The 24,704-nt window shown below is 57.5% G+C and carries 24 protein-coding genes; 9 read left to right on the top strand and 15 right to left on the bottom strand.

Translation table 11 applies throughout. The features are described from left to right. The first annotated feature begins 6 nt into the window (after nucleotides 1-6). Genes CFT65_RS07755 through CFT65_RS07795 form a run of 9 tightly spaced genes read left to right on the top strand, consistent with a single transcriptional unit; the run spans nucleotide 7 to nucleotide 10,642 of the window. On the top strand, nucleotides 7-1,272 hold the full coding sequence (locus CFT65_RS07755; RefSeq protein WP_088827489.1) for a DUF1329 domain-containing protein: 1,266 nt from the start codon (nucleotides 7-9) through the stop codon (nucleotides 1,270-1,272). A 39-nt stretch (nucleotides 1,273-1,311) separates the two neighbouring features. After that, nucleotides 1,312-3,384, top strand: a complete 2,073-nt coding sequence (locus tag CFT65_RS07760) for a hydantoinase/oxoprolinase family protein (RefSeq protein ID WP_088827490.1) — start codon at nucleotides 1,312-1,314, stop codon at nucleotides 3,382-3,384. 4 nt (nucleotides 3,385-3,388) lie between these two features. Next, the gene (locus CFT65_RS07765) at nucleotides 3,389-5,260 is read left to right on the top strand and encodes a hydantoinase B/oxoprolinase family protein (RefSeq protein ID WP_088827491.1); all 1,872 of its coding nucleotides are present in this window, start codon (nucleotides 3,389-3,391) and stop codon (nucleotides 5,258-5,260) included. After that, nucleotides 5,260-5,850, top strand: a complete 591-nt coding sequence (locus CFT65_RS07770; RefSeq protein WP_088827492.1) for an isochorismatase family protein — start codon at nucleotides 5,260-5,262, stop codon at nucleotides 5,848-5,850. The genes CFT65_RS07765 and CFT65_RS07770 overlap by 1 nt, the downstream gene beginning before the upstream one ends. Before the next feature lie 19 nt (nucleotides 5,851-5,869). Continuing rightward, entirely contained in the window at nucleotides 5,870-6,265 is a 396-nt protein-coding gene (locus CFT65_RS07775; RefSeq protein WP_228705834.1) for an isopropylmalate isomerase, read from the top strand. 13 nt (nucleotides 6,266-6,278) lie between these two features. Continuing rightward, complete coding sequence (gene leuC, locus CFT65_RS07780; protein ID WP_088827494.1) at nucleotides 6,279-7,688, top strand: 3-isopropylmalate dehydratase large subunit; 1,410 nt, start codon at nucleotides 6,279-6,281, stop codon at nucleotides 7,686-7,688. 1 nt (nucleotide 7,689) lies between these two features. After that, entirely contained in the window at nucleotides 7,690-8,325 is a 636-nt protein-coding gene (gene leuD, locus CFT65_RS07785) for a 3-isopropylmalate dehydratase small subunit (RefSeq protein ID WP_088827495.1), read from the top strand. A 21-nt stretch (nucleotides 8,326-8,346) separates the two neighbouring features. After that, nucleotides 8,347-10,248 carry a sigma 54-interacting transcriptional regulator gene (locus CFT65_RS07790; protein ID WP_172408436.1) on the top strand — a complete coding sequence of 634 codons (1,902 nt, stop codon included), beginning with the start codon at nucleotides 8,347-8,349 and terminating at the stop codon, nucleotides 10,246-10,248. A gap of 1 nt (nucleotide 10,249) precedes the next feature. Next, nucleotides 10,250-10,642 (top strand): RidA family protein, encoded by a 393-nt coding sequence (locus tag CFT65_RS07795; protein ID WP_228705805.1) that lies wholly within the window; start codon nucleotides 10,250-10,252, stop codon nucleotides 10,640-10,642. A 20-nt stretch (nucleotides 10,643-10,662) separates the two neighbouring features. Here the strand turns inward: CFT65_RS07795 and CFT65_RS07800 are convergent, their stop codons facing one another. The 15 genes from CFT65_RS07800 to CFT65_RS07870 form a co-directional block, all read right to left on the bottom strand. Beyond that, on the bottom strand, nucleotides 10,663-12,306 hold the full coding sequence (locus CFT65_RS07800; RefSeq protein WP_088827497.1) for a fatty acid--CoA ligase: 1,644 nt from the start codon (nucleotides 12,304-12,306) through the stop codon (nucleotides 10,663-10,665). 168 nt (nucleotides 12,307-12,474) lie between these two features. Next, nucleotides 12,475-12,756: a pyrimidine/purine nucleoside phosphorylase gene (locus CFT65_RS07805; protein ID WP_088827498.1), complete on the bottom strand. Its 282-nt coding sequence runs from the start codon at nucleotides 12,754-12,756 to the stop codon at nucleotides 12,475-12,477. Nucleotides 12,757-12,827: 71 nt separating this feature from the next. Next, on the bottom strand, nucleotides 12,828-13,235 hold the full coding sequence (gene mnhG, locus CFT65_RS07810; RefSeq protein WP_088827499.1) for a monovalent cation/H(+) antiporter subunit G: 408 nt from the start codon (nucleotides 13,233-13,235) through the stop codon (nucleotides 12,828-12,830). Further along, on the bottom strand, nucleotides 13,228-13,500 hold the full coding sequence (locus CFT65_RS07815) for a monovalent cation/H+ antiporter complex subunit F (RefSeq protein ID WP_088827500.1): 273 nt from the start codon (nucleotides 13,498-13,500) through the stop codon (nucleotides 13,228-13,230). Before CFT65_RS07815 ends, mnhG begins: the two co-directional genes overlap by 8 nt. Before the next feature lie 8 nt (nucleotides 13,501-13,508). After that, on the bottom strand, nucleotides 13,509-13,982 hold the full coding sequence (locus tag CFT65_RS07820) for a Na+/H+ antiporter subunit E (protein WP_088827501.1): 474 nt from the start codon (nucleotides 13,980-13,982) through the stop codon (nucleotides 13,509-13,511). Beyond that, nucleotides 13,979-15,493 (bottom strand): Na+/H+ antiporter subunit D, encoded by a 1,515-nt coding sequence (locus CFT65_RS07825; protein ID WP_088827502.1) that lies wholly within the window; start codon nucleotides 15,491-15,493, stop codon nucleotides 13,979-13,981. The genes CFT65_RS07820 and CFT65_RS07825 overlap by 4 nt, the downstream gene beginning before the upstream one ends. Next, nucleotides 15,490-15,837: a Na+/H+ antiporter subunit C gene (locus CFT65_RS07830; protein WP_088827503.1), complete on the bottom strand. Its 348-nt coding sequence runs from the start codon at nucleotides 15,835-15,837 to the stop codon at nucleotides 15,490-15,492. Before CFT65_RS07830 ends, CFT65_RS07825 begins: the two co-directional genes overlap by 4 nt. Nucleotides 15,838-15,871: 34 nt before the next feature. Beyond that, complete coding sequence (locus CFT65_RS07835; protein WP_062781697.1) at nucleotides 15,872-16,297, bottom strand: Na+/H+ antiporter subunit B; 426 nt, start codon at nucleotides 16,295-16,297, stop codon at nucleotides 15,872-15,874. Continuing rightward, a complete protein-coding gene (locus CFT65_RS07840; RefSeq protein ID WP_088827504.1) occupies nucleotides 16,294-18,603 on the bottom strand; it encodes a putative monovalent cation/H+ antiporter subunit A in 2,310 nt (769 codons plus the stop codon). Before CFT65_RS07840 ends, CFT65_RS07835 begins: the two co-directional genes overlap by 4 nt. Nucleotides 18,604-18,718: 115 nt before the next feature. Continuing rightward, nucleotides 18,719-19,051 carry a Na+/H+ antiporter subunit G gene (locus CFT65_RS07845; protein ID WP_014577869.1) on the bottom strand — a complete coding sequence of 111 codons (333 nt, stop codon included), beginning with the start codon at nucleotides 19,049-19,051 and terminating at the stop codon, nucleotides 18,719-18,721. A gap of 41 nt (nucleotides 19,052-19,092) precedes the next feature. Next, nucleotides 19,093-19,362, bottom strand: coding sequence for a K+/H+ antiporter subunit F (locus CFT65_RS07850; protein WP_088827505.1), 270 nt, complete (start codon nucleotides 19,360-19,362; stop codon nucleotides 19,093-19,095). Continuing rightward, nucleotides 19,359-19,847, bottom strand: a complete 489-nt coding sequence (locus CFT65_RS07855; RefSeq protein ID WP_088827506.1) for a Na+/H+ antiporter subunit E — start codon at nucleotides 19,845-19,847, stop codon at nucleotides 19,359-19,361. The genes CFT65_RS07850 and CFT65_RS07855 overlap by 4 nt, the downstream gene beginning before the upstream one ends. Beyond that, on the bottom strand, nucleotides 19,847-21,364 hold the full coding sequence (locus CFT65_RS07860) for a monovalent cation/H+ antiporter subunit D (protein WP_088827507.1): 1,518 nt from the start codon (nucleotides 21,362-21,364) through the stop codon (nucleotides 19,847-19,849). The genes CFT65_RS07855 and CFT65_RS07860 overlap by 1 nt, the downstream gene beginning before the upstream one ends. Then, on the bottom strand, nucleotides 21,361-21,726 hold the full coding sequence (locus CFT65_RS07865) for a Na+/H+ antiporter subunit C (protein ID WP_088827508.1): 366 nt from the start codon (nucleotides 21,724-21,726) through the stop codon (nucleotides 21,361-21,363). Before CFT65_RS07865 ends, CFT65_RS07860 begins: the two co-directional genes overlap by 4 nt. After that, nucleotides 21,726-24,527 carry a monovalent cation/H+ antiporter subunit A gene (locus CFT65_RS07870; RefSeq protein WP_088827509.1) on the bottom strand — a complete coding sequence of 934 codons (2,802 nt, stop codon included), beginning with the start codon at nucleotides 24,525-24,527 and terminating at the stop codon, nucleotides 21,726-21,728. The genes CFT65_RS07865 and CFT65_RS07870 overlap by 1 nt, the downstream gene beginning before the upstream one ends. Nucleotides 24,528-24,704: the final 177 nt, after the last annotated feature.

The following is a 24,704-nucleotide window of genomic DNA, read 5'->3' on the forward strand; positions in this document are numbered from 1 at the left end:
GTAACAATGAAAACAATGATATCCGTTAAGAGTCTCGCCCTCGCTGTGGGCCTTATGGCCGGCTCGAGCTTCCTGCAGGCCGCCGAACTGTCGGCCGGGGACACCATCAATGCGGGTAACCTGGACCAGCGTCTGTCAGATACCTTCCACGGTGACAGCGTTGACGGTCTGCTGACTGATCTGCAGAAGCGACTGATCCGGGAAGAGGGCCTGGAGATCACCCTGAAGGATCCGGAGCCCATCAAACTGGGTGAGGATTACATGGCGGCCACCAAGCAGTATTCGGCCAGCGCCACGTTCAATCCGGACACCCGAATGATGGAAGGCTGGCAGGCCGGCATGCCGTTCCCGAACGTGGACGAGAACACCGACTACGCTGCGGAAAAACTCATCTGGAACCATCATGTTGCCCAGCCCACCAAGAACTTCCAGGACTACCCGGAGTTTGCCTACCTGTTTGTGGATGACGAACGGGGCCTGGAGCGTACCCAGGAGTGGGTGCTGCGCCGTTATTACATGAAGGGGCGTCTGGGTGAGGAAAGCACCGTAGAAGGCGACGGCGATGTGCTGTGGAAGCAGCTGCTTTACGCCACCTATCCTGCCGACATCCGTGGCCTGGGCCTTTTCACCGTTCGCTATGACAGCCCGAAACTGGACGACAGCTGGGCGTACATCAAATCGGTCCGCCGCACCCGCCGCCTCTCCGGTGGCACCTGGATGGACCCGATCGGCGGTACCGACCAGCTGAATGACGACATCGAGATCTTTAACGCCCATCCCACCTGGTATCCGGAGTACAAGCTGCTTGGCAAGCGCAAGGTCCTGGTTGTGGCCAATAGCCAGTCCACTGCCTGGAATGAGGACGCCAGCGGCAGTGCTGCGTTCCCGATTGTTGATCTGGACAACGCCCCCTACTGGAACCCGAAGGATCAGTGGGAGCCCCGTGAGGTCTGGGTGATCGAGGCTGTTGCTCCGCCGGAGCACCCGTACAGCAAGAAAGTCATGTACATGGATGCCCAGTTCCCGCGATTCTACATGGCAGACGTCTATGACCGGAAAGGCGAGTTCTGGAAATGGATGAACTACAACCTGCGCACCATCGAGACCGAGGATGGCGACCGGGGCATTGTCTCCAACGCAGGCTTCACGATCGATTACCAGCGCCGTCACGCCACCATCTTTGTTCTGGCGCCCAGCGCCAAACTCAACACCGATGGTTTTGATGGCAATTCCATCAGTTTGCGCGAGCTTGAGCAGGCAGCAGTTCGCTGACCCGGCCCAAACCCGACAGAAAAAAGTCAGGAGACACGTATGAGCTTTCGACTAGGGGTTGATGTGGGCGGTACCTTCACGGACTTGCTCCTTATCAACGATGACACCGGCGCAACCTATACCGCCAAGGTTCCCTCAACCCCCTCGGATTCGTCCGTGGGGGTGTTGAACGGGATCGAGAAGATCTGCCGCACATCGGGCATCGACCCGAAGCAGATCCGCTCGGTGATGCACGGAACCACGGTCGCCACCAACGCGATTCTCACCCAAAAGGGTGCCAATGTGGGCCTGGTTACCACCCAAGGTTACAAGCAGGTGTTGCATATTGCCCGCTCGTTTGTGCCCGGCGGCCTGGGCGGCTGGGTTATTTTTAACAAACAGCCGCTGCTGGCACCTCTGGAGCACACGGTGGAGGCGGTCGAGCGCCTGAGCGCCAGCGGTGAGGTGGTAACACAGCTGGACGAGGCGGATATTCGGGCGAAGCTCGAGCAGTTGCGTGACGCCGGCATCGAGGCACTGACGGTTTCGCTGATCAATGCCTACGCCAGCGGCGTGCACGAAGAGCGCATAGCCGAGATTGCCGAGGAAGTGATGCCGGGCATCCCGGTATCACTCTCCTCCCGTGTGGTCCCGGAAATGCAGGAATATGAGCGCACCGAGACGACGGTGGTCAACAGTTTCGTGCGTCCAGAGGTCTCCAGCTACCTGGACCATCTCGAAGCGGAGATCCAGGCTCGTCTGGCCGATGACGTGCAGCTTTCGATTCTGCGCTCGGACGGTGGCCTGGCCACCTGTGACTCGGCATCTTACACACCGGTGAACCTGCTCCTGTCAGGCCCCGCCGGCGGTGTTGCCGGTGCGATCTGGTTCTGTTCCCGGGGCGGTTTTGACAAAGTGCTTACCTTCGATGTGGGCGGAACCTCCACGGACGTGGCGTTGATCGAAGATAACCACGCACGCTTGCGCCGGGAGACCCGAGTCGGGGATGTGGCCGTTCGTGCGCCATCGGTCGATGTTCGGACCGTGGGTGCCGGCGGTGGCTCCATCGCGTTTGTACCGGAACTGACTAAAGCGCTCCGTGTGGGCCCTGACAGCGCCGGCGCAGAGCCGGGGCCGGCAGCCTACAACAAGGGGGGTGATCAGCCTACCGTGACCGATGCGAACGTGGTTCTGGGTTACCTGCCTGCCAATCAGAAACTTGGCGGCGACATGGAAATCCGGAAGGATCTGGCGGAGGCCGCGGTTCAGAAAGTTGCGGATGCCATGGGTGTGCCTCTGAAAGAAGCGGCGGAGGGAATTGTACGAATTGCCAATGAGCACATGTTCGGGGCCCTTCGACTGATTTCCGTCGAACAGGGCTATGACCCGCGGGAATTCGCCCTGTGTGGCTTTGGTGGCGCGGGTCCGTTGCACGCCAACGCCCTCGGTATCCTGATGGATGCCTGGCCCGTGATCGTGCCGCCATCCCCCGGTGTGCTCTGCGCTTATGGCGATGCCACCACCCGTGTGAAAGACGAGGCGTCCCGATCCCTGATCAAGGGTTTCTCCCAGCTTGATAAAGACGGTGTAGTCGGCATTCTGGAAGGGCTAACCCGTCAGGTCACCGAGTCCCTGGAGAAGCAGGATATCCCGGCCGAGCAGCAGACCATCACCTGGCAGGCAGACCTGCGTTACCAAGGCCAGGCACTGCTCCTGACTCAGGATGTGTCGCCAGACGACCTCCGGGAGCAGGGCCTTGGTCTTGTCCAGAGCGTATTCGATGCCGAGCACGAGCAGCTGTTCAGCTTTTCTCTCGACGAAGAGCACGAACTGGTGAACCTGCGTGCCATCGCCCGAGCGCCGCGCCCAAATATTACAGAACGGGAGTGGGCGGCCGAGGCAACTGATCTGGCGGCGGCCATTACCGGTGAGAGCCCAATCTACTTCAACGGCGCCGATCATAACGCCACGCTTTACGATCGCGAGCGACTTTGCCCGGGGCATGTTGTGCCAGGGCCGGCCATCGTGACCGAAATGGATTCCACCACCGTCGTCTTCCCCGGCTATCGGGCGGAGGTGGACAAGGTGGGTAACCTTTTGATTGAACCTGTCGGCCGCCAGGGCAAGGAGTAATCGTATGCCTGCCAATATCATTCAGCCAAACAGCAACCCGTTGCAAAAGGTCGACGTGGATACCGTGACCCTCGACATCATTGAGAACGCCATGGCGAACGCCCGCAACGAGATGGATGCAGTCCTGTTCCGGACCGCCATGTCCCCCGGCATCCGGGAACAGGGTGATGCCTTCCCGATGATTGCCAATCACGAGGGCAAGATGGTGGTGGGGCAGTTCGGCTCCTTCATCACGGGCTTCATCCAGTCCTACAGTGGCGACATCGAAGAAGGAGATATCTTCCTCACAAACGACCCCTATATGTGTGACGGCGCGGTGAGCCACCTTCCGGACTGGCTGGTGCTGGTGCCGGTGTTCAAGGACGGCCGCCTGATCAACTGGGCCGCCATGTTCGGCCATATGTCGGATGTCGGTGGCAAGGTGCCTGGTAGCCTGCCCACTGATGCCCAGACCATCTTCGAGGAGGGAATTCGCATCCCGCCTGTGAAGATCTACAAGAAAGGTGAGCTGAACCATGATGTGCTGGAGTTGATCCTACATAATGTGCGGATGCCGCGCTGGAACCGCTCGGATTTCAACGCCATCGTCGCTTCCTGCCGCACCGCAGGACGCCGCTGCGTAGAATTTGCCGAGCGCTTCGGTGACGACGTCTTCAGCAGTGCCCTGGGCATGATGCTGGAGCGTAACTATATCGCCATGCGGGAAATCATCCGCAACGTGGTGCCAGAGGACAAGCGCTCGTTCGAGGACTACATCTGTGACGACGGCGCCGGTTTGGGGCCCTATACCATCCGTTGCACCATGTGGCGGGAAGGTGACAAGGCGATCTTTGATTTCGAGGGTACCGACCCTCAGGCGCCGTCTTCAGTGAACTTCTACCTGAACGAGGAGATGTTCAAGATGTTCTTTGGGGCCTTTACCATCAACCTGTTTGACCCATCGATCCTGTTCAACGACGGCTTCTACGATCTGGTGGAGGTTCGTATTCCCCAGGGCAGTATTCTCAAGCCGAATTTCCCGGCGGCGCTGTCCTGCCGGACCCATCTGCTCGGCCGTATCTTTGACGTGATGGGCGGTCTGCTGGGTCAGGGCACACCGGATGCCATGAGTGCCGCGGGCTTCTCTGATTCGCCTCACTTCATGTATTCCGGTTATGACGAAAAAGGCGAATGGTTCCAGCTGTTCCAGATCGGCTTTGGTGGTATTCCCGGTCGGCCGGTGGGCGACGGCCCGGATGGCCACAGCCTCTGGCCCGGTTTCACTAATGTGCCTAATGAATTCGTGGAAGCCTACTTCCCGCTGCGCATCGAAACCTACGAAACCATCATTGATTCCGGTGGCGCCGGTAAACACCGCGGTGGCAACGGCATAAGGGTAGGCTATCGCTTGCTGGCGGACGGTGAAATTTCCATCCACGACGATCGCTGGTTGACCTATCCCTGGGGCGTCAACGGTGGCGATCCCGGTATGCGCAGCCGGAAGGAGTTGGCGAAGGCCAACGGCGAACGCCAGGTACTGCCCTCCAAGTGCGATCATATAAAGGTGGAAAAAGGCGACCTGGTTGTCTTCGACACCTGGGGTGGCGGCGGTTGGGGCAACCCTCTGGAGCGGGATCCGGCGGCAGTGGCAACCGATGTTGTGAAGGGGCTGATCAGCGTTGAGGGTGCCCTTCGATATGGTGTGGTCCTGGATGCGAAAGGCGCGATTGACCAGACGGCCACCGAGGCCCTGCGCACCGAGATGGCCAGCAGTCGTGATACCGACGCCCTGTTCTCACGGGGTGGTACCATCGAGGAGATCAAGGCCCGTTGTGAGGCTGAGACGGGATTGCCGGCGCCGGCAACGCCGGTCTGGAACACCGCAGGGGTGCTCTGATGGCCCTGTCGTCCAACGTGCTGAAACGGGGGCAGCGCTATGCGCTGATCCTCGTGGATCTCAGCGTCGGTTTTACCGACCCGTCACAGAGCCCACTGGCGTCCCAGTCGGACGACGTGGTTGAAGCCAACCGGGTGTTGCTTGAGCGTTTTCGGGAACGCGGCTGGCCGGTGTTTTTCACCACCGTTGCGTATTCGGAGCCGTCCCAGGCCTCGGTATTCCGGGAAAAGCTGCCGGCACTCAACGTGCTGGAGGCCGGTTCCGGGCTCGTGGAGATCGACTTCAGGCTGCGACCCCGGAGCGACGAGCCGGTCCTGGTAAAACATTGGGCCAGCGGGTTCTTTGGAACCGATCTGGATGACCGGCTCAAGGCGGCCGGCGTGGACGGCACAGTGGTTACTGGCCTGACAACCAGTGGCTGCGTGCGTGCCACGGCGCTGGACAGCCTTCAGCATAACTATCGGACCCTGATTCCGCGGGAAGCGGTAGGAGACAGGGATCCTGACGCCCACGAAGCGAATTTGCGGGATCTGGGGATCAAATATGCGGACGTTATGTCTCTCAGCGAACTGCTCGCGTTTCTTGACTAGCTCGCTGATGGCCGGCGCTGTGGCCTTGTTCGCAGGATGCGCAGCAACACCCTCGGGCCAGGAGAACGACAGCAACAGACAGGCGTTTCTGGAACGGCTCTCATCCGATCCGAAGGCCTGTCAAACCTACCGCGAGGCCTATGTGCGCGGTTTTCAGCAGAACGTCAATGCTCTCGCAAAGGGCGATGCGGCCGGTCAGGCCGAGGCTGAGCTCGTGCTTGCTCGGGCCCGCGACCGTCTGCTGGCGGCCGGCCTGAGTGAGCCCGACTGTGCACGACCCTATTGCATCATCGAACCGCTTCAGGAAGGCAAGCTCGATACCTGGTGCGGCTACCGTCTGGATGCCGACAGGGGCGAGGAACTCTACCAATGGCTTGACTGGGAGACCGTTCAGGCTGCGGTGCAACGCCAATAACGAGGATAACAACATGGCTGCGCGTACGCTTTACGACAAGCTCTGGCAGCGCCACCTGGTGGATGAGCTGCCTGATGGTTCGGCGTTGCTCTACATCGACCGCCATTTGCTGCATGAAGTGACCACGCCCCAGGCCTTTTCCGGCCTGCGGGCGACCGGCCGAAAACTCTGGCGCATCGCCGCCAACGTCGCGGTGCCCGATCATGCCGTACCGACCCGAAAGCGGGAACTCGGTATTTCTGGAATTGCCGATAAAGTCGCGCGAAAGCAGGTGGAAACGCTGTCCCGCAACTGCGAGGAATTCGGGGTTTCGTTGATCGAACTGGAAGACGCCCGACAGGGCATCGTACACGTGGTGGGGCCTGAGCAAGGTCTTACGCTGCCGGGGATGACCATTGTCTGCGGCGATTCCCACACCTCGACCCACGGCGCTTTCGCGACTCTGGCTATGGGCATCGGTACCAGTGAGGTGGAGCATGTACTGGCCACCCAGACGCTGCGGACCCAAAAACAGAAGAACATGCGTGTGGTGTTCGAGGGCCAGCCCGGATTCGGGGTGACACCCAAAGACCTGATCCTGGCGTTGATTGGCCGCATCGGTACCGCAGGTGGAACGGGTTACGCCATTGAATACGCCGGCGAAGCCATCCGGAACCTTTCCATGGAGGGGCGCATGACAATCTGCAACATGAGTATCGAGGCCGGTGCCCGGGCCGGCATGGTGGCCTACGACAAGGCGACCGAACAGTACGTTCAGGGCCGACCGCAGGCACCCACGGGTAAGCGTCTGGAGCAGGCGCGAGAGTACTGGCGCACGCTGGTATCGGACGCGGACGCACAGTTCGATCGCGAGGAGCATTTCTCATTGGAAGCGCTGGTTCCCCAGGTTACCTGGGGAACGTCCCCTGAGATGGTTACCGGCATCGACGGCAAGACCCCGGATCTGTCTCAACTGGCACCGGACAAACGGGAATCGGTCAGGCGTGCTCTGGACTATATGGGGCTTGAGCCGGGTCAGTCTCTGAAAGGCGTGGCCATTGACAAGGTTTTTATTGGTTCCTGCACTAATGCCCGTATGGAGGACCTGAGGGCCGTCGCCAACCTGGTGCAAGGACAGAAGGTGCACCGGTCGGTGAAACAGGCTCTGATTGTTCCCGGGTCTGGCCAGGTTCGACTGCAGGCAGAGCGGGAAGGTCTGGATATGATTTTTCGCAATGCTGGATTCGAGTGGCGGGCGGCGGGGTGTTCAATGTGCCTCGGTATGAATGACGATCGCCTTAACCCTGGTGAGCGCTGTGCCTCCACCTCTAACCGGAACTTTGAGGGCAGGCAGGGCAAGGGCGGTCGGACGCATCTGATGAGTCCGCTGATGGCCGCTGCGGCTGCGTTGGCAGGCGAACTGACCGATGTGAGGGGGGTTTAGGATGGAGGCATTCAAAACACACACCGGTCTGGTGGTTCCTTTCGACCGGTCGAATGTGGACACCGACGCAATTCTGCCCAAGCAGTATCTCAAAATGCTGGAGAAAACCGGGTTTGCAGACTTCCTCTTTGATGATGAGCGATACGTGGACCCGGGTGATGTGGACATCCCTGCCTCGGAGCGCAGGCCGGATCCCGGGTTCATTTTGAACCGGGCGCCCTTCGACCGTGCTTCCATCCTGCTGGCCAGGGCAAACTTTGGCTGTGGGTCGTCCCGGGAACACGCGGTCTGGGCGCTGAAGGACTTTGGCGTTCGCGTGGTTATTGCCAGCAGTTTTGGTGATATTTTCTTCAACAACTGCTTTAACAATGGCCTGCTTCCGGTAATACTCGACGAGGCAACCATTGACGAGTTATTCGAGTTGGCCAGTGACACGGACGGTCTGGAACTGACGGTGGATTTGGAGCACTTCGAGATTCGCAGTCCGAAGAAAACCTGGCGTTTCGTGGTTGAATCGGGTCGGCGGGAGAACCTCCTCAACGGGCTGGATGAGATAGGTCGTACCCTGACTTTTTCAGAGTCTATTCAGGCCTACGAGGCGAACCGAAGAGCCCTGGAGCCCTGGCTTTTTGAGTAGAACCGGAGTGAGGAGGTGATGATGGAGTTCAATAACGCTGAAGCGGCTCGGGTGAAGGTTTGCCTGATTGGCAACTCCAAGCTCAGCAAAATGGTCCATTCCCTGATCCCGGAATTCCAGTCAATCGCTGAAATTATCATCATCGACAGCATCTTCAGCGATGCCCTCATGTCTGCGCGGCGTCTGGTTGAGCACGACGCCGTGGATGTGTTTATCAGCGCCGGCGCAAACGCGCACTACCTGAAAGACACCTTGCCGGTGCCGGTCGTGGCACTGGAGCTCAGGCAATCCGATCTGGTCAATGCCGTGCTGAAGGCCAGGCAGATCAGCAACAAGATTCTCCTGTTGACCTACGAGCACCAGAGCACATGGACCGAATTCCTCGACTACGTGGAAGGTGTCGACATCGTGCACCGTACCTACAAGACAGCAGAGGAAGCGCGGGAAACCTTCCATGGTATTGAGAAAGACGGCATCGGTGTAGTGATTGGCTCCAGTTTTATCTGTGATCTGGCGGAGCAGGAAGGCCTGCCGTTTGTCATGGTCTACTCCCGCGAATCCTGTCGACACATGGTTCGTAAGGCGATCGCCGTCGCCGGCGAGCACAAACGGGAAGGCGAACGCCGAGCGTTTGTGCAGTTCCTTATGGATAGTGCAAGCAGTCCGACCATCATCACCAACCGGGACGAACAGGTCATCGGATTCAACCGAAGTGCCCTGAATCTGGTAAAGGGACTGGCTCGAAATAAGCGGATTGATCGGTTTTTGGATAGCCGGTTTCTGCAAATACCAGATACGGTTGCCGAGGGTATTCCAGTCGGAGACCGGCTGTGCCGGGTCCAGAAAAGCGCCTTTGAAATCGATGGCCGGCGAGTGGGGCACCTGTATGCCGTAACTGCGGCGCCTCAGAGCAAATCCGGTTCTGAAGTCAAGGCCAGCGGGCTTATATACCAGTCTGGTCGCATGGCGGAGGTCACGCATTTTCTTCAAGTTTACGGTGCGACTCCGGGCGCAGTACTGCTTCGAGGGGAAACCGGGACAGGTAAGGAGCTCGCGGCGAGGATGATTCACGATTCCAGTGCCAACAAAGAAGGACCTTTTGTTGCGATTAACTGTGCCGCCATTCCCAGTGAACTGTTTGAGTCAGAACTGTTCGGCTATGCGGATGGTGCTTTCACAAGTTCGCGTAGTGGTGGTAAATCCGGCTTGCTGGAAACCGCCAACAACGGAACATTTTTCATGGATGAAATCAATTCTCTGCCCGTGCCGCAGCAGGCTAAACTGCTGCGGGTGCTGCAGGAGCGGGAAGTGCGGCCGGTCGGCTCGCGCAAGTCCATTGCACTCAACATCAAGTTTGTCGCTGCCTGTAATCACGATCTTCTGGAAGAGGTTCGCGCCGGGCGGTTTCGGGAAGACCTCTACTATCGGCTCAACGTGTTCATAGTGAATCTGCCGCCACTGCGGGAGAGGCCAGACGATATCGAACCCCTGACCCGCCACTTTATCCAGTCACTCGGCCGACAGTACGGAATTGATGCCGATGAAAATGCCCTAGCAGAGGTTCTGGTTCCCCGGTTCAGGCGCTATCGATGGCCCGGTAATGTTCGTCAGCTCGAAAATCTGATGGAGCGTTTGCTGGTGTCTTCCACGCTCTATTCATCAACGGAACAGTTCGCTTCCCAGCTTCAAAGCCTGGCCCCGGAGTTGTTCGAATCGACAGATCGTGGCCACTCCGGGTTTGCGGAGGGCGGTCATCTTCAGTCCGTAGAGCAGGAGGAAATCCTTAAGGCGCTTGATCGCTTCGGGGGCAACAAGACCAAAGCAGCGGAATACCTTGGTATCAGCCAGACAACTCTCTGGCGGCGGTTGAAGCAGATAAGCGCCGATCCCCGTGCAGTGGGCGATGATCAGTCCGGAGAATGATATGACAATTGGCACAGAACCGATCGTTCTCGATCCCGATCCCTTTGACAATTTTCTCATCGGGCAAGGACACTGCGTGGGTAATCTCATATTCCTTTCGGGGCAGGCAGCGATCGACCAGCGTGGGCAGATCGTTGGTCCGGGAGACATTGATGCTCAGATAGATCAGGCAATGAAGAACATTGAGCGGGCGCTGAGCGCGGCAGGATCGGGTGTCGAGCGGATATTCAAGATAACCGTGTACCTTACCGACGTGAATCACTTTGAAAGTGTTATGAAGATGCGAGAGCGCTACTTCGAGAAACCCTGGCCTGCGGATACCACAGTTGGAGTTTCAGCGCTGGCACTGCCAGAATTACTGGTTGAACTGGACGTTATTGCCACCCGGCCTTAACCGGGTGGCAATCCGTTGAGTTATTGCAACTGATCCCGAATCAGTTTCTTGTTAATCTTGCCAACACTGGTCTTCGGAATATCTTCCACGAAATCAATATGCTCCGGGATCGCCCATTTATTGATCTCGCCGCTTTCCACAAATTGCTTCAGATGGTTCTGGATATCCTCGGCACTGGCTTGCTCGCCCGGCTGCAGGGTGACCAGAGCATGCGGGCGTTCGCCCCATTTCTCATCGGGTACACCCACCACGGCAGCACCGGCGACAGCGGAATGCTGGCTGATCAGGTTTTCCAGGTCCAGTGAAGACAGCCACTCACCGCCGGTCTTGATCACGTCCTTGATGCGATCCTTGATGGTGATAGTGTTGTCCGGCTCCATAGAGGCAACGTCGCCTGTGTGAAGCCAGCCACCTTCCCAGAGCTGTTCGCCTTTCTCGGGCTCCTTGAAGTACCCCTGCGTCAACCAGGGCGCGCGGGCCACGATTTCGCCCTTGGCCTCGCCATCGTGGGGTACCGGGTTGCCCTCGGGGTCGACGATTTCCAGCTCAACCATGGGCGTGGCAATGCCGGTCTTCACCCGGATTGCAGTTTGCTGCTCAAGAGGCAGCTCCAGATCTTCGGGCTTCAGGTGCGAAGCGCAGAGCAGCGGACAGGTCTCAGACATGCCGTACGCGGTGTACATCTTGATGCCGAGCTTGGCCCCCGCATCGCATAGGCCTTTAGTGAGGGCGCTGCCACCGATCAGCACGTGCCAGTTGCTCAGATCGGCCGTCTTGATGGACTCTGTGGCCATCATCATCTGCATGATGGTGGGCACGCAGTGGGAGAAGGTCACTTTGTGTTCCTTGAGAAGGTCGACCAGCAGCTCAGGCTCATAGCGGCCGGGATACACCTGCTTGATGCCCATCATGGTGGCGGCATAGGGCACACCCCAGGCATGCACGTGAAACATGGGCGTCACCGGCATGTACACGGACGAGGAGCGCATCAATGGCATTTCATCGAACGATGCCACGGTGCCTGTCATGGCCAGCGTATGCAGGACCAGCTGGCGGTGACTGAAGTAAACGCCCTTCGGGTTGCCGGTGGTACCCGTGGTGTAGAAGGTGGTTGCTACGCTGTTTTCGTCGAAGTCGGGGAAGTCGAACTTGTCATTGGCCTTGGCGAGCAGACCCTCATAATCCCCGATAGCGTCAACAGGTGCCTTTTTTGCGGCATCGCTGTCGGTGAGCTGAATCCAGGTCTTGACCGTTTTTATCTCGTCTTTGACGGCCTCAATGATCGGGAGGAAGTCATCGTGCACCAAAACCACATCGTCCTCTGCATGGTTCATGGTGTAGACAATCTGGTCTGGAGATAGCCGGATATTAACCGTGTGCAGAATGGCACCAATCATCGGAATGGCAAAGAAGCACTCCAGGTACCGGGGTGTATCCCAGTCCATCACCGCAACCGTATCTCCCGGTTTTACACCGGCATCGGTCAAGGCGTTTGCCAGGCGGTGGATGCGTTCAACCAGATCGGTATAGGTGTACTTGCTGCGGTTGGAGTAGACGATTTCCTGATCCGGGTTATAGCGAGGTCCGGAAAGTAGGAGCTGTTTGATCAGTAGTGGGTACTGATAGGCGTTGTCAGCCGGAGATAGGATGCGGGTCTGTGCCATTACTTGTTTCCTCTTTCCCAGTTGTTGGTGTTATCGCGAGAAACAGGAATAAATCTGACACAGATTGGCTGAAACAGGAACCGGTAATAGTGAAAAAATTCAGAGCCAACGGTAGCTTAGATGTAATGTCCGTTTCGCTCTGCGGACACGCCCGTCAGGGCGGCAGTATTACTCGTAAGTGCAGAGGTAAGCGGTATCGATGTCGGTCTTTGCTTTGAAGCTGGCTTGGCCCGCTACGTCAAAACTCTCGCCGGCACCGTAGGTCATCCACTCTTCCATGCCCGGGAGCAGGACTGTGAGCGCACCGCTGATGACAGTCATGGTTTCTTTCTTGCTGGTACCGAACTCATATTCGCCCGGGCTAATCACACCAACGGTGGCTGGCAGGGTCGAGGTCTGGAAGGAAATCGACTTGGCCTGGCCGTCGAAATATTCATTTACTTGCAGCATGTGCTGGGCTCCTGGAATAAGTTTGGGGGCCTACTATACGGGAATTTTGTGCACTTCCAATGATAAAATAATCAGTCCGAGGCGTCCTTACCGTTGTGGAGCACTGGTCGCTCTGTTTTAGCCTCAAGTCCGCTGTAAAGCTTGTGAGTGTCTGGATCGTATCGTTCCCGCAGTTCGTCTTTGGTGGTACCACTCCAGAGCGAAATACCGGTGAAATAACCCGCCCGCCCTATGACATGAGCAGCGATCGGTGCCGTTAACAGGATAAACACAATGAACGCGATCGCCCGTGCCGCGACGGCGCTGTCGGAGAAATGCAGCGCCACCCCGGCCATCGTCAGTATGGCGCCCATCGCGCCCGCTTTGGTGGATGCATGCATGCGTGTTGGCAGGTCCGGCAACCTTACGATACCGATGGCTGCAAGCACCATGAACGAGGCCCCTGCCAGTAACAGGATAGAAACGAAAATTTCACTCATCCTTGACACCTCCGCGCTCGAGAAATCTGGCGAACCCTATCGCGGCAAGGAAGGCTGTGAGGGATATCACGATAGCCACATCAAGAAAACTGGAGACACCGGTATCGATGGCGTGAACTCCAACGTAGCCAACCACCACGGATGCAATCAGCTCCAGTGCAACCACACGGTCCGCCAGAGAAGGGCCCCGGGTTAGTCGGATGAAGGCAAAGAGCAGCGCCAGGGAAAGCATGAGATAAACAATGTTAATGGCGATTACAAGCATGGTGACCCCTAGCGCATAACCTTCAGGATTCGGTGTTCCAGTTCCCTCAGGTCATTTCTGAGTTGCTCCTCGTCCTGAAGAAACATGGCGTGGATAAACAGCACCCGTCGATCATCGGAAACATCCAGGCTGAGGGTCCCCGGTGTCAGGGAGATGACGCTACTGACAAACATGATCTCCATGTCGGTATTTGCCTGCAGCGGGAATGCGATGACACCGGGCTTCATGTGCCAAACCGGTGTGGCAACATCGTAAGCAACCCGCAGGTTCGATTTCACCAGTTCCTTCAGAAAAAAGACCAGGAAAGCGACTAATCGCGGAATCCTCTGGGAGTAGCCCTTCAAGGCAGGCACCTGGTTTTGCAGTACCATGAGCGCGATGTAGCCAAAACAGAAACCTGCCAGCAGGTTCATGGCAGTGACGCTGCCACTGAGCACTACCCAGGCGATTGCAAGCAGCACATTCCAGAACAGACCGATCATTTCGGCATCCCTCCAAGAACCGCTTCTATGTATAGCTGCGGGTTCATCAACTGGTCTGCGGCCGTCTCGGCCAGAACGTAAATCGGCTGCCCGTAAAGACCAATAATGAGCGTGCAAGCCGCAAGCCCAACCACCGGCACATAGTAGGCCCAATTGTGCGCATCTTTTACCTCGCCGTTGAGCCGGTCGACATCGGTCACATGGTCGGGAACCTTTTTCCAGAACACTTCCGCCCAGATTTTGATCATTGAGTACAGGGTCAGCAAGCCAACCAGCAGAGCGATGGCGGAGATGACATATTCACTGGCTTCCAGGCTTGCTCTCACGACAATGAACTTGGCGAAAAAGCCGGACAAAGGCGGAATACCGGCGAGCGACAGCGCCGGGATCAAAAACAACAGAGCCAGGTAAGGGCGCTGACGGTAAACTCCTCCCAGGTTCTTCAGCTCATAGCTCCCAAGGAGACGGTAGGTAATGCCGCTCACCAGGAACAGATTCGTCTTCACAATGATGTGGTGCATGATGTAGAACACGCCACCAATCAGGGCCAGAGGCGTGAATAGCGCCAGCCCCAGCAGCATGTAGCCGATCTGGCTGACAATGTGGAAAGACAGGATTCGCCGAAATTCGAACTGCGCCGCCGCGCCGAGCACGCCGGTCAGCATTGTCAGGGCTGCGGCCCAGAGTAATATGGTGTGTGTGTAGGCGACATCCTGCGTGAAGATCAGCGTGAATACCCGATAGAGTGCGTAAACCCCTACCTTGGTCAGCAGCCCTGCAAACAGCGCTGAGACGGCGACTTGCGGCGTGTGATAGGAGGCGGGGAGCCAGAAAAACAGGGGGAACGCCGCCGCCTTGATGCCGAACGATACCATGAACATCAGGGAGACCACTGTCACCATGCCCGGGTCTTCCACGCTGTTCAGTTTTTGGGCGATGTCTGCCATGTTCAGGGTGCCCACCATCCCGTAAAGCAGGCCCACGGCGGAGAGAAAAATAGCCGACGAGAACAGGTTCAGGGTCACGTACTTGATGGCGCCTTCCATCTGGGCTCGCTCTCCGCCCAGGGTCAGAAGGGCAAACGATGCGAGCAGCATCACCTCGAACCAGACGAACAGGTTGAATATATCGCCAGTCAGAAAGGCTCCGGCCACGCCGGCAAGCAGCAGGTGCATCAGGGGGTAATAACCGAATTTTTCATGACCTCTCGGTGTTGAGGCCAGCGAATAGATTGCGATGGCAAGGCCGATAATGCCGGTTAGCACTATCATGATGGCGCCAAGAACATCGGACACCAGCACGATGCTGAAGGGCGCAGGCCAACTGCCCATTTCCACCACCAGAAATCCCTGCTCAATGGTTGAGCGCATGAGCCAGATGCCGGCCGCCAGCAACAGCCCGGTGGCAACAACTGCAAGGACCCGCTGAAGATTGATGGATCGCCAGAATGCCAGGGACAGAGCTCCGGCTGTCAGGGGTATCAGGATCGGGAGAACGAGTTCCGGGTTCAAGTATCCGTATCCTTCATCTTGTCCAGGTCATCGGTTCCGACCACGTCGTAGGCACGACGGATCAGAACCACGGCGAACGCCAGGACGCTGAAAGCAATCACAATGGCGGTGAGAATAAGGGCCTGTGGCAGTGGATCGGCCACTGCTCCAACGACTTCACTCGCCCCCTCGGGAATCAGCGGTGGCGCGCCCCGGGTCAAACCCGCGACGACGAAAATCAGAAGGTTGGCCGCGTTGCTCAGAATGATCAGGCCAATGACGAGTTTGACGATAGAGCGGCGCAGCATCATGTATATGCTGGCTGTAAAAAGCAGCCCAACGACATAGGCCATCAAGGTTTCCATAACTGAGCCATCTCCCTGTCAATGAATGCACTGTTCATTCTTCCGACTCCATCAGGCTGATCACAAAGGTCATCAGCGTGCCCAGGACGGCCAGGTACACGCCAATGTCGAAAATCAGAACGGTTGATAGTTTCAGATAGCCCTCACCTGGGAGTGGAACCTCCCACCAGAGAGCGGTAAGCATGGCCTGGCCAGTCCAGAAGGCAGGGATTGTTGAGGCGAGACCGAAGAGCAACCCGGCCGCCAGAATATCCCGCGGGCTGACACGCAGCAGCTTGCGTGTTGATTCAGCGCCAAAGGCGAAGGCATAAAGCACGAAAGCACTTGCCGCCACCAGTCCACCGATAAAACCGCCGCCAGGTTCGTCGTGCCCGCGCAAAAGCAGGAACACCGAAAACATCAGTTGTAGCGGCATAATGGCGAGAGCGGCGGTGTGGAGTATGAGCGTGTTGGTTTTCATGGCTTGTGCTGGTCCTCCGCCCTGAGTTTGACCATCGAGTAAACACCCATCGCCGCAAGGCCCAGAACAAAGATTTCTCCCAGGGTGTCCAGCTGCCTGAAATCCACCAGAATTACATTGACGATGTTTTTGCCGAAGGCCAGGCCATAACTGTTTTCAATGTAATAACTGGAGATACTGTCGAAGTACTGGATATCCAGTACCGCAAGCATCAGCAGGGTCATGATCGCGCCGGCAAAGACAGCCACCGCCAGGTCCCGGAAACGTTCCCAGGGCGATGAGAGGTTGACGAAAGGCGGCAGTTTGAAGAGCACCAGCACCAGTAAGATAACAGTCAGAGTCTCCACCAGGAGCTGCGTGATGCCAAGATCCGGGGCGCTGAAGTGGATAAATATCAGGGCCACGCCAAAACCGAGCACACCGACCGAGGCAACGGAGCCAAGCCGGGACCGGGTGACACTGGCAAACACGGTTGCCGCAACGATAAGAAGAGCGATGCCAAACTCGTAGAAGTAGCCATTGTTGAAATCGAAATCCAGATGAAAACCGTGGCGGGTGAACAGCGTGTAGCCAGTCAGGCCGAAGGTGACCAGAACGAGGATCAGCAGATAGATGCCGAGAACCCCGTTCTGCAGGACTCGGGTTTGCCAGCTTGCAACCTGGGTGATCCCGAGCATGAATCGGAAATACCCCGCCTCAGGGCCAACGCGGCTGGCGGCGGTGTTGACGGCATAAAGCGTCGGATGCAGTCGCTGCCAGGTTACGAAAAGCAGGGAGCCTGCGAGGAGGCTGGCGCCAGACAGCATCAACGGAACATTCACGCCGTGCCACAAGGCGAGGGCCGTCTTTACCCCGCTGCCATAGACGGATGAGACTGTGGCATCCAGCACAAAGGTTGCGGGCAAAAACGGCGCCACGCCAAAAATCAGCGCCAGAAGGGCCAATACGGCCGGGCCAATCAACATGGCGACGGGCGCGTCGTGGGGCTGTTTCGGGGTGGTGTGAACGGGACCGAAAAACGGCTTCAGGAAAACCAGTCCCGCTACGGCCACGACCAGAATCGAAGAAGCGACAGCCGCCGTCAGGAGCCCCCAGGGCCACACCGGCGAGTTGATAACCGACTCGAACATCAATTCCTTGGCAACGAAGCCGAAGAGTGGCGGAAGCCCTGCCAGCGACAATGCAGCCAGCCCGGTAATAACCGCTGTCCTCGGCATGCTGCGCCATAGCCCGCCCATTTTGGTGATGTCTTTGGTGCCGGTTTCGTGGTCCAGCGCACCCGCAAGCATGAACAAGGCGCCCTTATACAGCGAGTGTGCCACCAGAACGCAGACGAAAGCGATGATCGCCTTTTCCGTGCCGACCCCGATGAGCATGGTCAGGGTGCCCAGCGCCATGACCGTGGAGTATGCCAGCACCTTCTTGATGCCGGTGCTACTGAAAGCCAGGTAGGCGCCAGTGAGCATGGTTGCAGCGCCGAAAAACATCAGGGAGTTGCTCCAAAGCGCATCCCCGTCCATGGATGAATTCAGACGCGCCAGCAGATAGACGCCGGCCTTGACCATGGTCGCCGAGTGCAGGTAGGCAGAAACGGGAGTGGGCGCAGCCATGGCATTGGGTAACCAGAAGTGAAATGGTACCTGCGCAGACTTGGTGAAGGCTCCGATGAGTATGCAAACCGCTGCCGCGGTGTAGTAACCATGTTCGTGAATGGCGAGATCGGATGCCAGTATCTCGGAGAACGAATAGCTGCCGGTGATGAAGATCAGGAGAATCAGACCGGCCATCAGTACCAGGCCGCCTCCCGCTGTGACGAAGAGTCCTTGCAGAGCGCATTTCCTGGCTTCTGCATCTTCATGGTTGAAGCCGATCAGCATGTAGGAAGTGATGCTGGTCAGTTCCCAGAACACGAAAAAAGTGATGAGGTTATCGGATAACACCAGCCCCAGCATCGACGCCATGAACGACAGCATGATGACGTAGAATCGGCCGAGATCCTTGTGGCCCTCGAGGTAGGAAGCGGCATAGATCAGGATAAAGGTTCCGATACCGCTGATCAGAAGCGCGAAGACCAGTGCCAGGCCATCAACCATGAAATCCAGCGAGACGCCGAGTCCGGGCATCCACTGGTTACGAATCAGAAGAGTTTCACCACCGCTGACCGCCGGGATCAGGCTGGCAAAGTAGGCCGTGAGCAATGCGGGGAGCAGGGCCAGCACCCAGCCGATGTGTTTGCCTGCCACGCGATAGAGCGCGGGAACCGCCACGGCCAGTAAAAATCCCGAAAGCACAGCCAGTAACATCATGCAAGGGTGCTCCTTTAAGACCCAAGTGAAAACGTCCTGCAGTTAACGGCGGTTTTTATAATCAGTATTTAATACGATTCCTTGGCACAAAAAGTTCTTGGCATTGTTGATTGAATTACTGGTCCCAGGGATGGCCCCGGGTGTTTTCTGTGGTGTTAACCTTCAAATGCATGGCAGCTTTTGCCAGGAAGTTGGCACTCACAGGCGCCGTCATGAACAGAAAGGCCGTGATCAGGAATTCCTCAATACCAATACCCTGTCCAAGTGTGCTGAAGTAGATCACAGAGCTGATCACGATGGCGCCCACTCCAACCGTGGTGGCTTTGGTGGGGCCATGAAGGCGAGTAAAGAAGTCGGGTAGGCGAGCCAGACCAATAGCGCCGATCAGGGTAAATGCGCCGCCGATGATCAAAAGCAGGCAGATGGCGAATTCAGCGTAGGGATTCATCGGGTGTTTCCTCCAGGAGCATTTGTTTGCCGGGTGTGGGCTTACTCAATGACGCTGCCCCGCTTCAGATATTTGGCCATGGCGACGGTGCCAACAAAGCCCATTACAGCAATCAGAAGAGCCGCCTCAAGGTACATGCGTGTTCCGAGTGTGAGGCCGAGCAGAATAATCAAAGCAATGGCATTGATGTAGAGCGTGTCGAGTGCCAGCACTCTATCGGGTGCATCCGGTCCCTTGATCAGACGGTATACATTCAAAAGCGCCGCCACAGTGACCATGGCAATGGTGATGTAGAGGGCGGTAACTATCATTGGAACATCTCCAGCAGAGGCTTCTCGTAGCGGGTTTTGATCGTATTGATAACTGTCTGATCGTCCTCCGCGTCAAGCGCGTGAATCAGTAGCAGCTTGTTGTCATCGCTGACGTCAGCGCTCACGGTGCCTGGCGTCAACGAGATGGTGCTGGCCAGAATTGTGATGGCCAGAGGGTGCTCCAGCTCCAGGGGATAACAGACAAATGCAGGACGTGCCGGCCGCGGGCTGAGGATGAGCCTTGCCACTTCAACACTGGCGATAACAATATCCCAGATAACGCGCAGGAGGTAGGCGGGCACTCTCCAGGCCTTGATGAATGCCGGCGGATCCGGCCAAAAGCCCTGGGTTATCTGCGGTATTGCCCACGCCAGGATCAGGCCCAGTACCGCACTGCCGCCGCTTATTCCGTCACTCAGAAACTGCCAGGTGATAAAAAGGGTAAGGCTTAGCCAGGGCTGGGGAAAACTCAGGCGATCAAGCATCAGCTATCCTCCCTGACCATCTTGGTTTGCAGGATCTCAATATAGGCATCCTTGTTGTGCAACTGTTCTGCCGTGGCATCGGTGTAGCGGGTAATAGGGCCGGCAAGCACAACGATCACCACTGCAAGTGCGGTCAGGGCACCGGCTGCGACAGAAATCCGGCCGTTGAGCGGATCTGGTTTTTCCAGGTGGCCATCCACCGTGCGCCAGAAAACTATACTGCCAGCGCGGCTGTACGCGATAACGGTCAGGAAACTGCCGATCAGAAGTACTGACCAGAGCCATGCCATTTCGGTTCCCGACTGCACGGATTGCAGAATCAGTACCTTGCCAAAAAAGCCACTCAGTGGCGGCAGGCCAGCCGCTGCAACGGCACCGATCAGGAACAGCACGCTCAGGAAGGTGCGGTTCTGCATTTTGGGGGCGGTAATGATTCGGTCCCGGGCCGAGCCCCTCTGGTTGGCCACCAGCTCCGACACCAGGAACAGACCACCAACCGTCCAGGTGGTGCTCAACAGATAGAACAGGGCAGCAGACAAGCCTGCTTCGGAACCGAGGGAAATCGGCGCCAGTAATGTACCCACGGAAATGATGACCTGCCAGGCGACCAATGTTTTCAGGCTGCCGGATCCCAGCGCACCGATAACCCCCATGGCGAGGGTGGCCAGGGCAATCGGGAATAGCCAGTCCATGCCCAGATTGGCGAGTTCGCCGGCGTCATCGCCGAAGATCAGCAGATATACCCGCAGAATGGCATAGATGCCAACCTTGGTCATAACCGCGAACAGGGCGGCCACGGGCGCCGTGGCTTTGGAGTAGGCACGGGGTAGCCAGAAGCATAGGGGGAGAATTGCGGCCTTCAGACCGAAAACCACCAGCAACATCATGCCGCCGGCTTTGACAATGTTCAGACCTTCGCCGGAAACCTGCGGAATCTTGACGGCGAGGTCTGCCATGTTGAGGGTGCCGGTGACGCTGTAGATCATGCCGACACTGATCAGGAATACGGCAGAACCAATCAGGTTCAGCACAACATAGTGCAGGCCTGGAACGGTCCTTATCGTGCCGCCGCCATGCATTAGCAAACCGTACGAGGCAATGAGCAGTACCTCGAAAGCAACAAACAGGTTGAACAGGTCACCGGTCAGGAAGGCGATGTTCAGCCCCATCAGCTGGAACAGGAAAAGTGCATGGAACTGGCGATTGCCGTCGTCAGCACCGCCGATCGAATAGATGTGACAGAACAGCGCCAGAACCGCCGTCATGATCAGCATCAGGGCCGCCAGGCGATCCAGAACCAATACGATCCCGAACGGTGGCTGCCAGTTGCCGAATGCATAGATTCGATAGCTGCCGTCGTCTGCCATTACCAGAAGCACGATGGCAGAAACCAGCATCAGGACGGTTGTAGCCAATGCCAGCGTGCGGCGAAGACTGATGGGCGCATAGCCCATGAAAGCCTGAAGAATGCCGCCTAACAGAGGAATCAGAACAGGAGCGGTAAGCCAGTGGTTCATTTACCGGTTACCTCCTCTTCTTCCGGGGCAGGCGATTTGTACGGTTGTTTGCCATCCACATGGTCGTCCTCGTTGTCTGCCAGGTTGCGCAGTGACAGCACGACAACGAACGCGGTCATGGCGAAGCCAATCACGATAGCAGTCAGTACCAGTGCCTGTGGCAGAGGGTCGGAATAGCTCGCCGCGGTACCGAGGACCGGTTGCTGGCCGGTTGCCAGGCGTCCGCTGGAGAAGAGAAAAAGATTCACGCCGTAGGACAACATGGTCAGGCCCACTACCACAGGAAAGGTGCGAGCCCGCAGAATCAGATAAACGCCGGAGGCCGTCAGCGCACCGATGACCAGCGCAAAAACAAGCTCCATTACGCACCCTCCTTTTTACTTTTTATGGCGGAGTGGGGGGATATTCGGCCGATACTGACCAGCGCAAGCAGGGTAGCGCCGATCACGGTGAGATAGACGCCCAGGTCAAATATAAGGGCGGACGCGACCTCAAATTTGCCAACCACGGGCCAGGTTATGTAATCGAACGTGGAGGTCAGGAACGGATAGCCAAAGGCGAGGCTTCCGGCGCCGGCAACCGTTGCGAACAGCAGGCCCAGGCCGATAACGTTGTGGTAGCGGAAAGTGATTCGGTCCTCGGTCCAGTTCATGCCGCTGGCAATGTACTGGAGGATAAGGGCAACCGAAGTGACCAGGCCGGCGATAAAGCCGCCACCGGGCAAATTGTGGCCCCGCAGGAAAATGAATGCGGATACCATCAGTGCCAGTGGCAGCATGGGCCGGGCAATCAACCGTAGCATCAGCGGGTGGGAATCGCGTGTCCACGCATGGCCCTCGCCGTCGCTGGGCGGTGGCGTCAGGGCAGTGTCCTTGAGCATGGCGTAAATACCCAGAGCCGCAATGGCCAGAACGGTGATCTCGCCCAGGGTATCGAAGCCCCGGAAGTCCACCAGGATCACGTTGACCACATTGGTACCGCCACCGCCGGATTTGCTGTTTTCGAGGAAGAAATCAGAAATCGAGCTGAACGGTTGGGTCAGCATGGCCAGGGTGACCAGCGTCATGCCAATCCCGGCAACCGCGGCAATGGCAATATCCCGCAGCCGACGTTTCAGCGGTGTCTCGATTGGAGTCCATGCAGGCATGTAAAAGATCGCCAGCATCAGCAGAACAATGGTCACGACTTCGACGGAAAGCTGTGTCATCGCGAGATCTGGTGCTGAGAAGCGGGCGAAAGCCAGAGCCACGATCAGGCCGACCACGCTCAGAAGAACAAGCGCATAGAACCGCTGCCGGTGCAGGATGGCTGTTGTCAGTGCACAGAGGATCAACAGACCGGCCGCGATCGCTGTTGGCAAATCTACCGGGCTTAGCCCGTTTTCGCCAACAAAAATGCCAAGGCCAAGAAGCGGCATGGCTGCGACCGCTGTGGCGCTTACCAAAAGAAGCATGACGTATCGCTGAAGCGAGCCATTTTCGATGCGCGTGGTGAATCTGTTGGCCAGATCGACAATTCGCAGGACCACCGCTTCAAACACCGCCTTCTCATCAATCTCCTTGAATCGGGCATGGAAGTCGAAGAAGCGCTGGCGCTGGCTGTACATCAACAGACCACCGAAGAACGCGACAAAGCTCATGATTAGCGGAAGGTTGAAGCCATGATAGACAGAAAGCGTGTAGTCCGGCACGTCGCCGCCGAGCGTGGCCGAGGCGGCGATATGGAGCAGAGGGCCGACAGAGATAGCAGGGAAAACACCGACCATGATGCAGGCAAATACCAGGATCTCAACCGGAAACTTCATGTAGCGAGGAGGCTCATGAGGTGGATAAATAGGAAGATCCACGGGTTTACCATTGAAGAATACATCGTGGACAAAACGGGCTGAATACGCCACAGCGAAAATACCGGCGAGAGTGGCGACAATTGGTGGTAGCCAGGCCCAAAGACCCGGCAGGTTCAACTCCAGTGACTCGGCGAAGAACATCTCCTTGCTCAGGAAGCCGTTCAGCAGTGGAACACCGGCCATGGACGAAGCGGCCACCATGGCCAGGGTCGCGGTGTGGGGCATGTAGCGCCACAGGCCGTTGATGCGGCGCATGTCCCGAGTGCCGGTCTCGTGATCGATAATTCCGGCCGCCATAAACAGAGAGGCTTTGAAGATGGCGTGGTTGATCACGTGGAAGACTGCGGCCACGGCGGCGAGCTGCGTGCCCATACCGAACAGCAGGGTGATCAGGCCCAGGTGGCTGACCGTTGAGTGCGCCAGAAGTCCCTTAAGGTCATGCTTGAACATGGCCACATAGGCGCCAATCAGCAGGGTGGCCATGCCGGTAAAGCTGACCATGTAGAACCACTGTTCAGTGCCTGCCAGGGCCGGATACAGCCGGGCCATGAGAAAGATACCTGCTTTGACCATGGTGGCCGAGTGCAGGTAGGCAGATACCGGTGTCGGTGCCTGCATGGCGTGAGGCAGCCAGAAATGGAACGGGAACTGGGCCGATTTGGTGAACGCGCCCAGCAGTACCAGGGTCAGAGCGACCGGATACATGGCATGAGCCTTTATCTGGTCTCCGGCTGCCAGCACGTCATCAAGTTCGAAGCTGCCAACAATGTTGCCGATGATCAGAATGCCGGCGAGTAGTGCAAGGCCGCCGCCGCCGGTTACCGCGAGTGCCATCCGGGCGCCACGGCGGGCGTCCTGTTTATGGGTCCAGAAACTGATCAGCAGGAATGAGGTCAGGCTGGTCAGTTCCCAGAAAATCATCATCAGTAGCAGGTTGCTTGAGAGGACGATGCCGAGCATCGATCCTTTGAAACACAGCAGCAGGGCGTAGAACTTGCCGACGTTTTCATGGGCTTTCAGGTAATAGCGAGCGTAGAGAATGATCAGCAGCCCGATGATCAGGATCAGCAGAGCGAACAGCAGGGACAGCCCGTCCAGACGAAAACTGAAAGAGAGGCCGAGTGCGGGAAGCCATTCGTAGCTGTGCAGTACAACGCCGCCGTCAGCAAGGGTTTCCCAATGCGGGAAAAGGGCTGCGAGTGCGATCAAAGCGGGTACAGAAGATGCAACGGCAATCGCCGTTCTGCCGCCCTGGGCGAACAGAGGTGCAGCTATGGCACCCAGAAAAGGCAGTAAAACAACCAGCGGTAGCGACATCGCAACCTCGTTATTGGTTTTCTTTTACGTGAGTATTGAAGGCATGTTTGCCTGAGTCTAGTCTCCGGCCAGCCACCCTGCACATTGAGCGCCGACGCCTTTACGGCATTGGGGGTGGGGTGGATCAGCAGAAAGCAGGCGGGTCCGGGAAGTACGGTAAACGTCCCCGGTGCCGCG

This window comes from Marinobacter sp. es.048, from assembly GCF_900188435.1.
GTDB lineage: Bacteria > Pseudomonadota > Gammaproteobacteria > Pseudomonadales > Oleiphilaceae > Marinobacter.

What these genes read in the sequence shown, in the direction of transcription:
- CFT65_RS07755 (WP_088827489.1), top strand. Translation starts at nt 7, where the DNA reads ATGAAAACAATGATATCCGTTAAGAGTCTCGCCCTCGCTGTGGGCCTT.
- CFT65_RS07760 (WP_088827490.1), top strand. Translation starts at nt 1,312, where the DNA reads ATGAGCTTTCGACTAGGGGTTGATGTGGGCGGTACCTTCACGGACTTG.
- CFT65_RS07765 (WP_088827491.1), top strand. Translation starts at nt 3,389, where the DNA reads ATGCCTGCCAATATCATTCAGCCAAACAGCAACCCGTTGCAAAAGGTC.
- CFT65_RS07770 (WP_088827492.1), top strand. Translation starts at nt 5,260, where the DNA reads ATGGCCCTGTCGTCCAACGTGCTGAAACGGGGGCAGCGCTATGCGCTG.
- leuC (WP_088827494.1), top strand. Translation starts at nt 6,279, where the DNA reads ATGGCTGCGCGTACGCTTTACGACAAGCTCTGGCAGCGCCACCTGGTG.
- leuD (WP_088827495.1), top strand. Translation starts at nt 7,690, where the DNA reads ATGGAGGCATTCAAAACACACACCGGTCTGGTGGTTCCTTTCGACCGG.
- CFT65_RS07790 (WP_172408436.1), top strand. Translation starts at nt 8,347, where the DNA reads ATGGAGTTCAATAACGCTGAAGCGGCTCGGGTGAAGGTTTGCCTGATT.
- CFT65_RS07795 (WP_228705805.1), top strand. Translation starts at nt 10,250, where the DNA reads ATGACAATTGGCACAGAACCGATCGTTCTCGATCCCGATCCCTTTGAC.
- CFT65_RS07800 (WP_088827497.1), bottom strand. Translation starts at nt 12,306, where the DNA reads ATGGCACAGACCCGCATCCTATCTCCGGCTGACAACGCCTATCAGTAC.
- CFT65_RS07805 (WP_088827498.1), bottom strand. Translation starts at nt 12,756, where the DNA reads ATGCTGCAAGTAAATGAATATTTCGACGGCCAGGCCAAGTCGATTTCC.
- mnhG (WP_088827499.1), bottom strand. Translation starts at nt 13,235, where the DNA reads ATGAGTGAAATTTTCGTTTCTATCCTGTTACTGGCAGGGGCCTCGTTC.
- CFT65_RS07815 (WP_088827500.1), bottom strand. Translation starts at nt 13,500, where the DNA reads ATGCTTGTAATCGCCATTAACATTGTTTATCTCATGCTTTCCCTGGCG.
- CFT65_RS07820 (WP_088827501.1), bottom strand. Translation starts at nt 13,982, where the DNA reads ATGATCGGTCTGTTCTGGAATGTGCTGCTTGCAATCGCCTGGGTAGTG.
- CFT65_RS07830 (WP_088827503.1), bottom strand. Translation starts at nt 15,837, where the DNA reads ATGGAAACCTTGATGGCCTATGTCGTTGGGCTGCTTTTTACAGCCAGC.
- CFT65_RS07835 (WP_062781697.1), bottom strand. Translation starts at nt 16,297, where the DNA reads ATGAAAACCAACACGCTCATACTCCACACCGCCGCTCTCGCCATTATG.
- CFT65_RS07840 (WP_088827504.1), bottom strand. Translation starts at nt 18,603, where the DNA reads ATGATGTTACTGGCTGTGCTTTCGGGATTTTTACTGGCCGTGGCGGTT.
- CFT65_RS07845 (WP_014577869.1), bottom strand. Translation starts at nt 19,051, where the DNA reads ATGAATCCCTACGCTGAATTCGCCATCTGCCTGCTTTTGATCATCGGC.
- CFT65_RS07850 (WP_088827505.1), bottom strand. Translation starts at nt 19,362, where the DNA reads ATGATAGTTACCGCCCTCTACATCACCATTGCCATGGTCACTGTGGCG.
- CFT65_RS07855 (WP_088827506.1), bottom strand. Translation starts at nt 19,847, where the DNA reads ATGCTTGATCGCCTGAGTTTTCCCCAGCCCTGGCTAAGCCTTACCCTT.
- CFT65_RS07860 (WP_088827507.1), bottom strand. Translation starts at nt 21,364, where the DNA reads ATGAACCACTGGCTTACCGCTCCTGTTCTGATTCCTCTGTTAGGCGGC.
- CFT65_RS07865 (WP_088827508.1), bottom strand. Translation starts at nt 21,726, where the DNA reads ATGGAGCTTGTTTTTGCGCTGGTCATCGGTGCGCTGACGGCCTCCGGC.
- CFT65_RS07870 (WP_088827509.1), bottom strand. Translation starts at nt 24,527, where the DNA reads ATGTCGCTACCGCTGGTTGTTTTACTGCCTTTTCTGGGTGCCATAGCT.